Annotated in this window: 14 protein-coding genes; 2 read left to right on the forward strand and 12 right to left on the reverse strand. The window is 45.6% G+C overall.

Annotation, left to right across the window (positions count from 1 at the left end):
- Window positions 1-71 precede the first annotated feature (71 nt).
- The 6 genes from ispH to murJ form a co-directional block, all read right to left on the reverse strand.
- Entirely contained in the window at window positions 72-1,037 is a 966-nt protein-coding gene (ispH, locus tag VNE01S_RS08130; RefSeq protein ID WP_053394110.1) for a 4-hydroxy-3-methylbut-2-enyl diphosphate reductase, read from the reverse strand.
- Window positions 1,038-1,059: 22 nt separating this feature from the next.
- Window positions 1,060-1,491: an FKBP-type peptidyl-prolyl cis-trans isomerase gene (gene fkpB / locus VNE01S_RS08135; RefSeq protein WP_053394111.1), complete on the reverse strand. Its 432-nt coding sequence runs from the start codon at window positions 1,489-1,491 to the stop codon at window positions 1,060-1,062.
- 122 nt (window positions 1,492-1,613) lie between these two features.
- Entirely contained in the window at window positions 1,614-2,123 is a 510-nt protein-coding gene (gene lspA, locus VNE01S_RS08140; protein ID WP_053394112.1) for a signal peptidase II, read from the reverse strand.
- A gap of 64 nt (window positions 2,124-2,187) precedes the next feature.
- The gene (gene ileS / locus VNE01S_RS08145) at window positions 2,188-5,019 is read right to left on the reverse strand and encodes an isoleucine--tRNA ligase (RefSeq protein ID WP_053394113.1); all 2,832 of its coding nucleotides are present in this window, start codon (window positions 5,017-5,019) and stop codon (window positions 2,188-2,190) included.
- Window positions 5,020-5,075: 56 nt separating this feature from the next.
- Window positions 5,076-6,020 (reverse strand): bifunctional riboflavin kinase/FAD synthetase, encoded by a 945-nt coding sequence (ribF, locus tag VNE01S_RS08150; RefSeq protein WP_053394114.1) that lies wholly within the window; start codon window positions 6,018-6,020, stop codon window positions 5,076-5,078.
- Between the two features lie 71 nt (window positions 6,021-6,091).
- Entirely contained in the window at window positions 6,092-7,654 is a 1,563-nt protein-coding gene (gene murJ, locus VNE01S_RS08155) for a murein biosynthesis integral membrane protein MurJ (protein ID WP_053394115.1), read from the reverse strand.
- Window positions 7,655-7,913: 259 nt separating this feature from the next.
- On the opposite strand from murJ, the gene rpsT reads away from it, so the two are divergent.
- On the forward strand, window positions 7,914-8,174 hold the full coding sequence (rpsT, locus tag VNE01S_RS08160; RefSeq protein ID WP_053394116.1) for a 30S ribosomal protein S20: 261 nt from the start codon (window positions 7,914-7,916) through the stop codon (window positions 8,172-8,174).
- A 98-nt stretch (window positions 8,175-8,272) separates the two neighbouring features.
- Here the strand turns inward: rpsT and VNE01S_RS08165 are convergent, their stop codons facing one another.
- On the reverse strand, window positions 8,273-8,569 hold the full coding sequence (locus VNE01S_RS08165) for an ArsR/SmtB family transcription factor (protein ID WP_053394117.1): 297 nt from the start codon (window positions 8,567-8,569) through the stop codon (window positions 8,273-8,275).
- Between the two features lie 170 nt (window positions 8,570-8,739).
- The gene (gene nhaR, locus VNE01S_RS08170) at window positions 8,740-9,630 is read right to left on the reverse strand and encodes a transcriptional activator NhaR (RefSeq protein WP_053394305.1); all 891 of its coding nucleotides are present in this window, start codon (window positions 9,628-9,630) and stop codon (window positions 8,740-8,742) included.
- 396 nt (window positions 9,631-10,026) lie between these two features.
- Between nhaR and VNE01S_RS08175 the strand changes: the two genes are divergently transcribed.
- Window positions 10,027-11,172, forward strand: coding sequence for a Na/Pi symporter (locus VNE01S_RS08175; protein WP_053394118.1), 1,146 nt, complete (start codon window positions 10,027-10,029; stop codon window positions 11,170-11,172).
- Window positions 11,173-11,496: 324 nt separating this feature from the next.
- Here VNE01S_RS08175 and VNE01S_RS08180 read toward each other — a convergent pair whose 3' ends face one another.
- The 4 genes from VNE01S_RS08180 to ptsP are packed head-to-tail and all read right to left on the reverse strand — an operon-like array spanning window position 11,497 to window position 16,280.
- Window positions 11,497-12,348, reverse strand: coding sequence for a thymidylate synthase (locus VNE01S_RS08180; protein WP_053394119.1), 852 nt, complete (start codon window positions 12,346-12,348; stop codon window positions 11,497-11,499).
- 9 nt (window positions 12,349-12,357) lie between these two features.
- Window positions 12,358-13,179, reverse strand: coding sequence for a prolipoprotein diacylglyceryl transferase (lgt, locus tag VNE01S_RS08185; RefSeq protein WP_053394120.1), 822 nt, complete (start codon window positions 13,177-13,179; stop codon window positions 12,358-12,360).
- A 54-nt stretch (window positions 13,180-13,233) separates the two neighbouring features.
- Window positions 13,234-13,995 (reverse strand): sulfite exporter TauE/SafE family protein, encoded by a 762-nt coding sequence (locus tag VNE01S_RS08190; RefSeq protein ID WP_156309775.1) that lies wholly within the window; start codon window positions 13,993-13,995, stop codon window positions 13,234-13,236.
- 38 nt (window positions 13,996-14,033) lie between these two features.
- Window positions 14,034-16,280: a phosphoenolpyruvate--protein phosphotransferase gene (gene ptsP, locus VNE01S_RS08195; RefSeq protein WP_053394122.1), complete on the reverse strand. Its 2,247-nt coding sequence runs from the start codon at window positions 16,278-16,280 to the stop codon at window positions 14,034-14,036.
- Window positions 16,281-16,282 lie beyond the last annotated feature (2 nt).

A 16,282-nucleotide genomic window follows, 5' to 3' on the forward strand; every position in this document is an offset into this window, starting at 1 on the left:
ATGCAGAAATTAGATATAAAAAAACCAGTACGCGGGTACTGGTTTTATGATGATGAAGCCAAAGCTCGCGGTTAATCGACCTGTTTGATCTGCAACTCTTTTGGCACTTCGAAGAACATGTTTTCTTCGCGGCCTTGGATCTCTTCAATCGACTCGGTGCCAACGATTTGTTTAATACGGTCTAGGATCTGATTGACCAACTCTTCCGGTGCAGATGCCCCGGCTGTCACACCCACCTTACGTTTGCCGTCAAACCATTCCGTTTGAATATCTTCTGGGCAATCTGTTAGGTATCCTGGCGTGCCTAATTTCTCAGCTAACTCTTTTAATCTAGTTGAGTTCGATGAGTTCTTAGAACCGACCACGACAACCACTTCGACATCTTCTGCCATATCACGCACCGCGTCTTGGCGGTTTTGCGTTGCATAGCAGATATCGTCTTTGCGTGGCCCTTGGATGTCTGGGAACACACGACGTAGCTCTTCAATCACATCTGCAGTTTCATCCACCGACAGTGTTGTTTGGCTTACGTAATGAAGGTTGGTTGGGTCTTTAACAATCTCAAGCAGATTTTGTACGTCTTCTGGTTTTTCAACCAAGTACATACCACCTGTTTCACTGGCGTATTGCCCCATCGTACCTTCGACTTCCGGGTGGCCTGCGTGACCAATCAGCACCACTTCCATATGTTTGCGGCTCGCACGGGCGACTTCCATATGCACTTTTGTTACCAGTGGGCATGTCGCATCAAAAACCGTCAGGTCACGTTCTTTCGCTTCTTTTCGTACCGCTTGCGATACACCATGAGCAGAGAAAATTACGATGTTGTCGTCTGGCACTTCGCTCAGCTCTTCGACGAAAATAGCCCCACGCTGTTTTAGCCCTTCAACAACAAAACGGTTGTGGACGACTTCGTGGCGGACGTAAATCGGCGGTTGATACATTTCTAGAGCGCGCTCAACAATACTGATGGCACGGTCAACACCAGCGCAGAAACCTCGAGGGTTAGCTAACAGGATTTTCATTTCATTGCTCATGGTTTTTTTAACTTCTGGCTGACTATTCTACTGACAAAATTTCAACTTCAAAAGTGACATCTTGCCCTGCTAATGGATGGTTGAAGTCGACGGTTACCGAGTCTCCAGCGATTTCCGTAATGATTCCAGGAATTTCCATGCCATCAGGGCCTGAAAAAGCCATAATAGTGCCTACTTCAACTTCAGCATCACCAACGAACTTTGTGCGGTCCATATGGTGAATATTATCTGGATTTGGCATACCAAATGCGTCTGCGGCTTTTAGTTCGATCTCAGCTTTATCGCCAGTGCTCAAGCCTAACAGACACTGTTCAAAGTTCTCACTCAGGCTTCCATCACCAATAACGAGTTTGGCTGGCTTGCCCATGCTGTGAGTGCTATCAGCGACTGAGCCGTCGTTCATTTTTATTGTAAAGTGCAGAGTTACTGCTGAATCTTGGGAAATTGTCGTCACGTTACTGCGTCCTTGATATTTTATTTTTTGCCGCCAATTGAGAAGGTGGCAGCGTTAACCATCTTATATAAAAAAGCGCTCTCCGAATCAACGGACAGCGCCTAAGGTTATCGATTTTCTGACTACGAGGTTGAGTCTGGTTTGGAGCGGAAACCATCAAAGATGATCATCGCTGCACCTAGACAAATGGCCATATCAGCTAAATTAAATGCTGGCCAGTGATAGTTACCCCAGTAAAAGTCTAAGTAATCCACCACAAAACCATGCACGACGCGATCAAACACGTTACCGACCGCACCACCAATAATGAGCGCATAAGCAACATTATTCCATTTTTCAGTCGCTGGTAGTTTGCTCATCCAATACGTCAGTAAACCACTGACAATAAATGCAATGCCTGTAAATAGCCAACGTTGCCAACCCGCCTGATCACTCAGGAAACTGAAGGCAGCACCATAGTTGTGTACATAGAGAAGGTTGAAGAATGGCAAGATTTCTATGCGATTAGGCCAGCCATACCCCATATTCTCCATGACCAAAAACTTGATACCGATATCGGCGACAAACACTAGGATCGCGAGCCAAAGCCAGCGCACTCCTGATTGCTTCAATGTTAGTGCTTTTTCACTCATTACTTTACCTAAAAACAGCCCCAGTAAATACTGGGGCTGCAAATACTAAAGAAAGTTCAATGTGTTATGCGTATTTTCGCACTTCACCTTCACCATCAATGTTCGACACACAACGGCCACAAATTTTCTCGTGCCCCTCGATTGTGCCAACTTCTGGAGTGTGGTGCCAACAACGCTCACACTTCTCAGAATCTGTTGCTTTCACCTCAACAAACAGGCCTTCAACATCTGTTTCTTGCGCGTTGTCCGTTTTTTCGCTCAGAGGCTTAACCGTCGCTGCTGAAGTTAGTAGAACGAAACGAAGCTCATCTTCTAGCTTGTTGATTTTCGCCGCTAGAGCGTCTTCCGCAAATAGCGTCACTTCCGCTTGCAGTGCACCACCGATAGTCTTCTCGTTACGCGCAGCTTCTAGCAGTTTGTTTACACCACCACGAACAGCTTGAATGTCAGTCCAGAAGTCGTTGTTTAGCTCTTCACCTTCCGCTAGACCAAACAAACCGTCGAACCACTCACCAGTGAAGACAAACTTGTCACGTTGACCCGGCATTTCATTCCAGATTTCATCTGCTGTGAACGACATGATTGGTGCCATCCAGCGAACGAGAGCTTCAACGATATAGTAAAGCGCAGTCTGACAGCTACGTTGCGCGTTGCCACCATGTTTTGCTGTGTACTGACGGTCTTTGATCACGTCTAGGTAGAATGAGCCCATTTCAATTGAGCAGAACTGCATTAAGCGCTGCGTAACCGCGTGCGTGTTGTACTCGCCGTACGCTTTCACAATCTCTTCTTGAGCCGCTAGCGCGCGACCTACTGCCCAGCGATCCAATGCTACCATCTCTTCAGCTGGAACTAGGTCCGTTTCAGGGTTGAAGCCGTTTAGGTTCGCTAGGAAGAAACGTGCTGTGTTACGGATACGACGGTACGCATCAGCACTGCGTTTTAGAATTTCATCTGAAACCGCAACTTCACCAGTGTAGTCCGTAGATGCAACCCAAAGACGCAGAATGTCCGCACCCAGTTTGTTAGTCACATCTTTAGGCGCAACAACGTTACCGATAGATTTCGACATTTTACGGCCTTGACCGTCAACTACGAAGCCGTGTGTCAGAACTTGTTTGTACGGCGCTTCGTCTTTCATCGCGATCGATGAAATCAGCGAAGACTGGAACCAACCACGGTGTTGGTCAGAACCTTCTAAGTAAAGGTCTGCACTATGGCCGTTGTACTCTTCACGAGCATCAACAACAGAGAAGTGGGTGACACCAGAGTCAAACCATACATCTAGTGTATCTAACACTTTCTCGTAGTTTGCTGCGTCGTCTTCGCCCAGTAGTTCTGTTGCATCAACATCCCACCAAGCTTGAATGCCTTTTTGTTCAACCAGTTGAGCCACTTTTTCAATCAGCTCAGACGTGTTCGGGTGAAGCTCTGCCGTTTCTTTATGAACAAACAGTGCGATTGGCACACCCCAAGTACGCTGACGAGAGATACACCATTCTGGGCGACCTTCGATCATACCTTCGATACGGCTTTGACCCCACTCAGGCATCCACTGAACACCTTTGATTGACTCTAGTGCTTTAGCACGTAAGCCTGCTTGGTCCATAGATACGAACCACTGTGGTGTTGCACGGAAGATGATTGGAGTCTTATGACGCCAACAGTGCGGGTAGCTGTGCTCGTACGCATGGTGATGCAGCAGCGCACCTTTTTCTTTAAGCGTTTCAACCACAGCATCGTTCGCTTTGAATACGTGCTGACCAGCAAATAGCTCAGTGTCAGGTAAGTAAACACCGTTTGAACCGACTGGGTTCGCCACTTCTAAATCGTATTTTTGACCAACTGCGAAGTCTTCTTGACCGTGACCAGGTGCTGTGTGAACCACACCTGTACCAGAATCCGTTGTGACGTGATCACCAAGGATTGCAGGAACACTAAAGTCGTAGAACGGGTGGTTGAACTGAGCAAGCTCTAAGTCCGCACCTTTCGCGAAGCCCAAGTTATGGAAGTGCTCGATACCTGCACGGTCCATCACGTCTTTCGCTAGCTCAGAAGCCACGATAATACGCTCTGGGTTGTCACCCTCAACTTGGATCAATACGTACTCTAGATCGTCGCGTAGACAGACTGCACGGTTTGCTGGTAGCGTCCAAGGCGTTGTTGTCCAGATAACGATTGAGATATCGCCCTTGCCTTCATGACCTTCGCTCAACGCAAATTTAGACAACAGTGTCGCTTCATCTGCCGCTTTAAAACGTACATCGATAGAAGGTGATACTTTATCTTTGTATTCTACTTCTGCTTCAGCAAGCGCCGAACCACAATCTGTACACCAGTGAACTGGTTTGAAACCTTTCAGTAGGTGACCGTTATCGGCGATCTTACCTAATGCACGGATAATATTCGCTTCTGTGCCAAAATCCATCGTGCGGTAAGGCTTATCCCACTCACCCATAATGCCAAGACGCTTAAAGCTCTCTTTTTGGCCTTCAACCTGACCAGCAGCGTAGTCACGACATTTTTCGCGGAACTCAGCAGCTGTCACTTTTTGACCTGGCTTACCTACCTTTTTTTCTACCATTAATTCAATTGGTAGACCGTGGCAGTCCCAGCCAGGAATATAAGGTGCGTCAAAACCTGAAAGTGTTTTGGATTTAATAATAATGTCTTTAAGAATCTTATTTAGCGCGTGACCAATATGAATGTCACCGTTGGCATATGGAGGGCCGTCGTGTAGAACGAAAGATTTTTTGCCTTTCTTCGCTTTACGGATTTCACCGTAAAGGTCTTCTTTGTACCAACGCTTAAGCATTTCTGGCTCGCGGTTCGCCAGATTGCCGCGCATCGGAAACCCTGTTTCAGGAAGGTTCAGGGTATCTTTATACTCACTCATCGATTCTTAATTCCGTTGTGTTGGGCGAATGTTAGACATTATGCCAAGTTGGTGGACTAAACCACTTGACGTTTAAGCTGACGCAACCACACCCTTGCTGCCTCAGCATCCAATTCAATTTGTTGTTTTAAGGCTTCAAAAGACTCGAACTTTTGCTCATCTCGAAGCTTATGTAAAAGTACAATTTCCAACTGCTTACCATATAAGTCAGCATGGAAGTCGAATAAATGTACTTCTAGTTGTTGGCGCACACCATTCACGGTTGGTCTGTTGCCAATGTTTGCTACGCCACCAATTGGGTTATCTCCCAAGCCTAGTGCTTGTACGACATAAACCCCAGAGACTGGCGACACGCAACGCTTCAGTGGGATATTAGCGGTAGGAAAACCTATGGTCCTTCCTAATTTACGACCGTGAGAAACTCGACCACTAATACTGTAATCACGACCCAGCATTTCTGCAGCAACATCAAGTTTGTCTTGCGCTAATGCTTCACGTATCGCAGTACTGCTTACGCGAAGTCGCTGCATGCAAAAGCTCTGGGTGCTAACAACTTCAAAACCGTATTTTTGTCCTGCTTGTTTAAGCATTTCAAAGTTGCCTTGTCGGCCACGACCAAAGCAGAAATCATCACCTACGACCAGAAACTTAACACCCAATCGCTCCACCAACAAGTCGCGAATAAATTCGTCTGCCGTCAGGCTAGCGAAATGTTGATTAAAATTAACACACAGCAAGCGTTCTAGGTTCAGTTTGCTCAGCTGAACAAATTTATCCCGCAGTCGAGTTAGCCTCGCTGGCGCTTTGTCTTTCGCAAACAACTCCAATGGCTGGGGATCAAACGTCATTACCGTTGAAGGTAAGCCTAATTTTTCTGCCTGTTCAGACACTTGACGTAATACCGCTTGGTGCCCTAAGTGCACACCGTCGAAGTTTCCGATCGTCAATACACACCCATGATGGTGTGGTTTGATATTGTGAATACCTCGAATCAATTCCATTGGACGCTGCTAAAACCTGTGTTCTAATAATTTACATTGCGTGAAACTGGCGAATTATATACTAATCACCGTCATTCTGTCGCTGCTTTTAGATCTTTTACGCGAACACCTAGAGTCACTAAGGTGAATAGATAAACCCCAACTCCAAGTGCAATCAAAATCGCCAACCACATAATGCGTTCCAAAAGGCTCCATTGCAGCCAAACAGACATTTCTTCCAATTGCCACAATATAACTGCAACCATCGCACCACCAGCGACAATCAGCTTCACGATAAAGGTGATGGTCTTTCTACTTAATTGATATACACCTGAGCGATGTAGCCCTCTATATAATAGAGACATGTTAACCAGTGCAGACAGTGCTGTCGCAATGGCTAACCCAACATAACCGTAGAACCAGGCAAATATCGCGTTAAACACCATATTAGAGACCATGGCAATAATGCCGTACTTCACAGGGGTTTTCGTATCTTGGCGCGAGTAGTAACCAGGCGCCAAAACCTTAATTAGCATAAAGCTCAACAACCCTGTTGCGTAAGCAATTAAAGACATCGACGCAAACTCAACATCTTGTGGGGAAAATTCACCACGCATAAATAACACCATCAGCATAGGCTTCGCGAGCACCATTAGGCCGAGCATTGCGGGAATACCCAGCAAGGTGACCATGCGAACACCCCAATCCATTGTGTGCGCGAAACCTTCGCTGTGAGCATCAACATGTTTACGTGAAAGCGCTGGCAGAATAACGGTCGCAATCGCAATACCAAACAGGCCTAGTGGGAATTCCAGTAAACGATCAGAGTAATAAAGCCAGCTAATTGAACCCGTTTGAAGAAAACTCGCAATAAAAGTATCAAACAGTAAGTTTATTTGGCTGACAGACACACCGAACAATGCTGGGATCATTAATGTGCGAATTTTAACGACTCCGGGATCTCGCCATCCCCATTTGGGTTTCACCATCACACCCGCTTTGATTAGGAATGGGATCTGAAAGAGAAACTGAACCAAACCACCTAGAAAGACCCCAATAGCCAAACCTATTTCTGGTTGAGAGAGCTGAGGTGCGATGAACCATGCAGAAAAAATGATCATCACATTCAAAAAAACAGGGGTAAATGAAGAGACAGCAAATTTCCCTAGGGTATTGAGGATAGCGCCAGAAAGGGCAACAAAGGTAATAAACCATAAATATGGGAAGGTGATTTTGAGCATAAAGCTCGCCAGTTCAAACTTTTCTGCCGATGGGCCTCCATTAAGCCAATCCAAAAACCAGCCAAAGCCAAATAGTGCTGTTACAACACCGGATCCAATGACCCCGAATAACGTCACAACAGAGACAATACCCCCCAAGGTACCAGCCGCTCTTGCAATAAGCTGCCGAGTCTTATCCATATCACCGCTCGCGTGGTACTCTGTCAAAACGGGCACGAATGCCTGGGAGAACGCTCCTTCAGCAAATAGGCGACGCAAAAAATTAGGAATTTTGTTGGCGAAGAAGAAGACATCCGCGCTGGCGCCTGCCCCCATTAAATTTGCCACCACTACATCACGCACTAAGCCAAGCACGCGCGAAATCAAAGTCATAGCACTGACAATCATGCCTGACCTAAGAAGACGTTTACTCACAAATACCCCTGGAATGTTCTAATACCAAAAATAAAGCGTCTCTGTTTCTTAGGAATAACTTGGTAGAGAGCAGATTAGTATTAGCAATGAAAAAAAAATACTGTTAGAATCCCGCCATCTTAACCGTGAAGACCTCTCTTATCCAAAATTTGTTTGGTTTTGATGGGTTTTTACACAAACCATTTGACATTTAAGCGCAAATAGGGGATATTCCTCGCCCTTAAATTGTCACCGAACTAAGTTTTTGGGAGTTAGACCCTTGGCAAATAGTAAATCTGCTAAGAAGCGCGCTATCCAAGCTGAGAAACGTCGTCAGCACAACGCTAGCCGTCGTTCTATGATGCGCACTTACATGAAGAAAACTGTTGCTGCTATCGAAGCAGGCGACAAAGCTGCTGCAACTGAAGCATTTGCAGTAGTTACACCAATCCTAGACCGCATGGCGACTAAAGGCCTTATTCACAAGAATAAAGCTGCACGTCATAAGTCTCGTTTCTCTGCAGCAATCAAAGCTCTTTAATAGAACTCTGATTTCTCAGTGAAAGAAAAAACCGGCTAACGCCGGTTTTTTTATATCTCGAGAAAATAAAAAAGAGGCATTCGCCTCTTCAAAAATAATCACTTCTCGCAATACAGACTGTGAAGTAACTGGATCATGGATTTTACTTCTTCGCTACTCAGTGTGTAGTACACGGTTTGCGCTTCTTTACGTGTATTCACTAACCCATCACGTCTTAGCCAAGCGAGGTGCTGAGATAACGCAGACTGGCTAAGTTCAAGCTTGCTCGACAACTCACCTACGGAAAGCTCATCGTTGTGTAACAAACACAGGATCTGCAGCCTTCTCTCATTCGCCATTGCTTTTAATAGTACTACCGCCTGCGCAGAGTTTTTTTCCATCTCTTGTAAATCCATCGGCTAGCACCTCTTGAAACCACAATACAACTATAATACCTTCGCAACGCTTCTATCCTCTATACCTATAAGGATATCTACTTGGCTTCACTTACCAACCGCGTTGCACTTTTGCAACAAAGATAGTAATCGATCCGTGACAACTAATCTATTTGTTATAAAAGAAAAGCTTACTTAAACAACGAGGTGAAGTCCGCATCGCAGACATTTTTTACCGCTGGATGCTGTATCATTCGTTCTGCGAAGATCACATAATACTCTTCTTTCAATTCTTCCATATGACCAATTAACTGCAAAGGAAGGTCACTTTCCACTTCAGAAAAATACAGAGAAGGCGCAAGAAAAATAGCATCGCGATGGTAACGTGCGAAAGCTTTCATCAGCGCAACATCATCAAACTCGCCCAAGATATTCGGCTGTAACCCTTGCCTATCAAACCACTGTAAAACTTTGCGTCCCATGGCCGTGCGGCTGCCTGGGATCAATAATTTCCGCTGTTCCAGTACCGCAGGAAATTGAACACCTTCAACACCACCAGCACAGAAAAAGCTCATGTTACATTCGCCAAGCTTTTTACTGTATAACCCCGGGCTTTGGCTTGAATCCACCGGACAATCAGACAAAATCATATCCAGCTTGTGCTGCGATAACTGTTCCAACAACATTTCATGGGTAGATTCAAAACAGCGCAAGTGAATGCTGTTGTCATCCGGCACCGTTGTCATGAGAATTTTGCTGACCAAACGTTTAGATAACGCGTCTGCCACGCCAACATCAAACAGGATGTTGGAACGTTGGCTGTAGTTCACGATATCAAGCATCTCGTAGCTCAGGCCAAACATGCGGTCAGCATATTTAAACACTAACTGCCCTAGCTCGGTTGGCTCAATAGTGCGCCCATTTCGCTTAGTCAGTTTGCCGTCCATACGCTCTTCCAGCGCTTTGATCTGGCCCGTGACCGTCTGCGGAGTAAGAAACAATGCATCAGCCGCTTTGGTTACAGAACCTTGTTTGCAAACCATCCAAAAATAATAAAGATGATTGTAATTTAGGTGGGACATATCACGAACTCGAATCACTAACTCAATTGTGCGTTATAGCAAAACCTCCATCAGACAACAATAGTTCGATTTATACGAACAAAACTCTCAATAGTAATATATTTACCGAAAGGTTATAAAAAGATTTATGACAGGCCTGTCATAATTAGGCCGAAAAAGATGGAATGAACAAAAATAAATTTAAATTCGTCTCTAGCCCCAAAAAAGACAAATTAATTAAATATCAAAAACTTAACCACACAAAAAACTCTCCCCTCACTCCTAATTGAACACCTGCTCACAAAATATTCTTCGTTACATACAACTGTAATATTACTGAAATATTTCCTCTCTAACATCGCCCTCAGTTTCAACAACAGACCACCAATAGACAAAAACGGTCCACGGAGAAAAATTATGAACCAAGCTACTACTACAGCGGCTCCTATTTCGAGCACGACTCGTTGGCTGCGCTGGGCTAACTTGGCATTCATGTTATACCTACTGCTACTAGCTGTATCTATGGTTGGCAGCGGCTTTAAATGGGCAACAGGCGATCAAGCAAAAGTGTTGTTTGAGTTCGCTTCTCACCCTGTCGCAGGCCTAATGATTGGTCTAGTCGCTACCGCTCTTATTCAGTCTTCTAGTACTGTGACTTCAATTATCGTGGGCCTTGTTGCCGGCGGTCTACCGGTAGAAACCGCCATTCCAATGGTTATGGGCGCGAACATCGGTACAACAGTAACAAACACTCTTGTGTCACTTGGACACGTGCGCTGCAAAGAAGAGTTCAAGCGAGCGTTCGCAAGTGCAACCATCCATGACTTCTTTAACCTTCTTGCGGTAGCTATCTTCCTACCTCTAGAAATGATGTTTGGCATCCTAGAAAAGATCTCACACTGGTTGGTGTCTCCTCTTCTAGCAACTGGTGACATGAGCATCAAAGGCTTCAACTTCATCAAGCCAATGACGAAGCCTGTTGTAGGCGCGATTAAAGAACCGCTAGCAACTTTTGGTGATACTGTCGGCGGCATCATGCTTATCGTATTGGGTATTGCGACGATCTTCGTAGCTATTACCGTAATGGGTAAGTTAATGAAGAGCCTAATGGTTGGCCGTGCACGTGAAATTCTGAAGAATGCCATCGGTCGTGGCCCAGTTCACGGCATCGTGTCTGGCTCTATCGTGACGGTACTGGTTCAGTCTTCATCAACAACAACGAGCCTAATGGTTCCACTGGTTGGCTCAGGCGTGCTTAAAGTACGTGATGTGTACCCATTCACTCTAGGCGCGAACATCGGTACTTGTATTACTGCGTTGCTGGCTGCAACCGCTGTATCTGGTGAGTTTGCTGTATTCGCTCTGCAAATTGCGCTGGTACACTTAGTATTCAACCTAATGGCAACCGTATTTATCTTCGGCATCCCGTTCCTACGTGAACTGCCAGTAAAAGGTGCAGACATTATTTCTGACATGGCAGTAAAAAATAAGGCAGTTGTGGCAGGATACCTAATGGCAGTGTTTATCGTACTACCAGGTACTATCTTGACTCTGACAGCATAATAACAAACGAACACCATCGCTTGCTTATTTAGCCCTCTACGAAAGTAGAGGGCTTTTTTACATCTCCCGTTTCATCTCTCAACTTTCTACCACCCCAAGTCTGCACCGATGAGTCTTACTACTAATCTTGAATATCTGCCCAGAGACACAAGTGAAGCTCAAAAATACTTAGCCTAGGTTGTTAGATCAGACTTTCCATAGTGAACAAACACAACCATACGTATTCAGGGTATTCCCACAAAAACCGCCTTACAGGTATAACCCAGGCCAACAAAAAAGGGCCAACCCACAATGGGTTAGCCCTTTCAATTTATTTCCGCTTAATTACACAGAGAACGGATACTTAATCGCGTCATGGTGCTCGTAGCCTTCAACCCAAAAGTCATCCAATGTGACCCAGGTTTCTAGGTCTTCCAAAGATTTAATCTCTGGATTAATGTGGAACGTTGGTGATGCTAGTGGCTCACGCTTAAGCTGAACATCACGCATTAACTCGAGCTGATCTTCATAAATGTGTGCGTTAACAATCTTATGGTACGCAAGCCCAGGCTTCTTGCCCGTAATTTGAGCCATCAGAGCAAGGAAAACATAAACCTGAACCATATTGAAGTTAAGGCCTAGCGGCACATCACAAGAACGCTGCGTGCTGTTTAGGTACAAAGTATCGCCGAGTAGCGAGAAATGGTGGCTGTACATGCAAGGGCGCAGACACCCCATGTGAAATTCACCTGGGTTGTAGAAATTTAAAATTTCACCACGATCATCCACTCCACGCGTCAAATCATCGACTATCTTACGCAATTGATCGATGTGACCACCGTCTGGTTTAGCCCAAGCACGGCCTTGAACGCCATAAACGCGTCCCATGTCATCCTCACCTTTACGGTATGGGTTATTCAACCAAGCGTCATTCAGGTTGGCATTTGCATCCCAAGTTTTCGTACCTAGCTTGCGGAAATCTTCCGCATTGTCGTAACCACGGATATAGCCCAGTAGCTCTGCAACGGCCGCTTTCCAAAAGCTTTTTCTCGTTGTTACTAAAGGGAACTGGTTGTTGCCAACATCGTACGTAAGATCAGCATTGATAACCGTCAAGCAGCGCTTGCCTGTACGTTCGTTTTCAACCCATTCACCTTGGTCAACGATGCGTTGACAAAGATCTAAATACTGCTTCACACCAATTCCTTACTTCGTCTGTTGTGGTAATTCGTCTTTGTAGTGGCCACGTTTGTAAGCCCAAATCATCATCAGAATACCGACAATGACCATAGGCAATGACAATATTTGCCCCATGGAAATAAAGCCACCAAACAAGCCCAGGTGCGCATCAGGTTCGCGCACGTACTCTACGAGGAAGCGGAATGTACCATATCCAGCTAAAAATAGCCCTGACACCGAACCAAGTGGACGCGGTTTTTTAATGAACCAGTTCAGAATAAAGAAGAGAACAACGCCTTCTAGCAGCATTTCATACAGCTGGGATGGGTGTCTTGGGAAAGGTCCACCATTTGGGAACACAAATGCCCACGGCACATCAGTCACACGGCCCCATAGCTCGCTGTTCATAAAGTTACCTAAACGACCAACACCTAATCCAAATGGTACCAATGGCGCGATAAAGTCTGCGACGCCAAAAAACGTGCGGCCATTCTTCTTCGCGTACCAGAACATGGCAGTGATCACACCCAGCAGGCCACCGTGGAATGACATGCCTCCCGTCCACACTTTGAAGAGATAAAGTGGATCTTGCAGAAATAAATCAAAATTATAGAAAAGTACGTAGCCGACTCGGCCACCAACCACTACACCTAAAAAACCTGCAAACAGGAGATCAGAGACTTGATCGCGAGTCCATCCACTATCGGGCTTATCTGCACGGCGATTTGCTAACCACAAAGCAAACACAAAACCAACCAGATACATTAAGCCATACCAACGAATGGATACTGGCCCGAAAGAGATCAACACAGGATCGATATTAGGAAAATCAAGATACCCCTGAGACATAGGATTATTACTCTTTTGAAGTTCAAAAATTACGAAGATAGAGATGAGAGTGCGTCAAAGTAACATAGTTCCTGCAACAAACATCAAAAATATTGCAAAGATTTTCTTAAGCCTCGCAGTGGGCATCGTGGTCGCTAATTTTGCGCCAAATCGAGTGGTTAACATGGAGGTAGAAGTAATAGCAATCAGCGCAGGAAGGTAAACGTAGCCAATACTGTAATCCGGTAAGGCATCCACTTTATATCCATTGAGGATAAAACCAAGCATCCCAGACATAGCGATAAAGCAACCACATACGGACGACGACCCCACCGCTCGCCTCATTTCAATGCCGTGTCGGTTTAGAAATGGCACAGAAAGTGACCCACCACCGATACCAGCCAAGCTTGACACCATACCGATTCCTGTTCCGATCGCCATGGTTGCTCCGCTACCCGGCATGACTCGCTCGGATTTACCTTTAATGGAGAGCAGCATTTGGATGGCAAGCAATAAGACGATAACGCCAAAGACCTTAGGCAAATAATGAGAAGGGATCCAATCTGCGACGTTTGCGCCTAAAAAGCCGCCGATGACCACACCTGGCATTAACCACTTGACGACGAAGATATCGACATTCCCCAATTTAAAATGGTTAAACGCTGACGAGCCCGAGGTGACAATAATAGAGGCTAAAGAAGTGGCTAACGCGATTTGCATACTGATCTGGGGGTCAATACCGGCCATCGGTAATAACAGGATCAATGCGGGGACGACAATTAGGCCTCCACCGATACCAAGTAGCCCAGCCATAATGCCAACAAAGCCACCCAGCATGAGAAGCAGAATCAAAAACTCAATGTTCACGGTATTTCCTATCGTTTACCCGCACGAATAAATCCAGCAAACCCTTTATCTTCGAAGAAGGTTCGCATCATATTGTAAATCTCATTGCCGTAAGGTTGCATTAACGCTTTATCGGCCAGTGCTTTGAGCTCTGTGCTATCAACCTGGCACAATAAATACTTCACTTTCGCGACATTGGAGGTGTTCATACTTAAGCTTCGGTAGCCCAAGCCAACCATCAGTAAAGCACCAATAGGTTCCCCTGCCAGCTCACCACAAATACAGACCGGTAGATTCAAGCGATCGCACATTTTTTGTATCTGGTCGAGGGCCATGATAACTGCTGGGTGCATAGATTCGTACACATCAGATACCCGCGCGTTATTGCGGTCAACAGCCAATAAATACTGAGTTAAATCATTGGTACCAATTGAAACAAAGTCGACTTTATCCGCGATCAGAGGTAACAGGTAAATCATCGAAGGCACTTCAATCATGACGCCAATTTCAGGCATCCTGATACGCTCATCAATTTCTGATACTTCCTGATAAGCACGCTCAATCAAATCAATCGCATCGTCTAACTCCTGCGCGCCAGACACCATAGGCAGCAAAATGCTCAAATTCTGACTTTCTGCACTGGCTCGCATCATCGCTCGTATCTGCATCAAAAAGATATCTGGGTGATCGAGAGTAAACCGAATTCCCCGCCACCCAAGGAATGGGTTATCTTCTTCAATAGGCAAGTAAGGCAGCGCTTTATCACCACCGATATCCAAGCTCCGCATGACGACACGTTTGTTTGGATAGGTGTTGAGCACCGCTTGGTATTGCTGAGTCTGCTCTTCTTCAGACGGAAAACGATGCTGTAGGAGAAAAGAGATTTCAGTGCGATACAAACCTACACCATCAACACCTTGGTTTTCAGCAATATTGGTATCTGCGCTCAGCCCTGCATTAAGCAAGATTTCAATACGCTGATTATCTTTGGTGCATGCAGGCTCAAGAATGCGCTGATTCACCATGCTAGACAATTCACGCTCTTCATTGACCAGCGCGCGGTATTCTTTTAATAACTGACGACTTGGGGTAACCAGAATCTTACCGCTGTATCCATCAACAATACCCTTTTTACCACTGATTGCTTTAAGGTTAATACCCGCGCCCATCACAGCAGGGATGCCTAACGCGCGAGACAGTATTGCCGCGTGTGAATTCGCAGCCCCTTCCGTCGAGACCACCGCTAAGAGTTTGTCTTTAGGAATGGAAGCTAATGTGGTAGCAGTCAGTTCCCGAACCACCAAAATAACAGGGTGTTCTAATACTGGTTGCTCTTGTTCGGTATTGTGTAAGAAGTAGAGTAATCGATGCCCTAGTTCACGAATATCTTGTGCCCGTTCACGAAGATAGACATCCGACATACGCGCAAAGCGATTTGAGTAACTTTCTACAATCTGTCTCAGCGCCCAATCAGCACGATCGCCTTTTTGGATTTGCGCCTTCAGATCTTTACGCAACATAGGGTCATTGAGTAAGTGCGTAAACAAGTCAAAAATGGCCAAAGCGTCTTTGTTAATTTCGCTATCTAGCTTTTTACGCATGCGGCGAAAATCATTTAATGCCGCTTCAATCGCAAGCAACAAAAGCTCTTGTTCACGCTCAACATCTAACGTTGATGCGGGGCAAACTTCCGACAACTCTGGCTGAGTGTCGTCTAGCCAAAACTCCCCGATCGCGACACCAGGAGAAGCCGGTACCCCACGTATCGCTTGCTGTTTTTTTTCTAAACGCCATAACCCTTGGGTTTGCGCATGCGCAATGATCACCGCCAACTGCGCCGCTAGAGTAACGAGGAAAGATTCTTCCATCTCGTTAAACTGACGAGGCTGCTTTTGCTGAACGACGAGAACGCCCAAGACTTGTTTGCGGTAAATGATCGGCGTACCAAGAAAGCTTTGGTAAATCTCCTCGCCGAGTTCTGAAAAATATTTAAAGTTAGGATGCTTAGACGCTTCAGCTAAGTTAAGGGGTTCGGCACTCCTTTTGACCAAACCAACTAACCCCTCACTGAAGCGAATATGAATTTTATCGCCTTTAAAACGCAGCCCTTGTGTCGCCATCAGTTCAAGGCGCTGCATTTCTTCATTAGCCAGATAGACGGTACAGCACTCAGTGCTCATCGCACTGCATGTTTGCTTAACCAAGATGTCTAAAGCTTGATGAACATCTTCGACTTTAGAGACTTGTTCAACTATTTCCCTTAGTTGAGAAAGCATGT

This window comes from Vibrio nereis NBRC 15637, from assembly GCF_001591105.1.
Lineage (GTDB): Bacteria > Pseudomonadota > Gammaproteobacteria > Enterobacterales > Vibrionaceae > Vibrio > Vibrio nereis.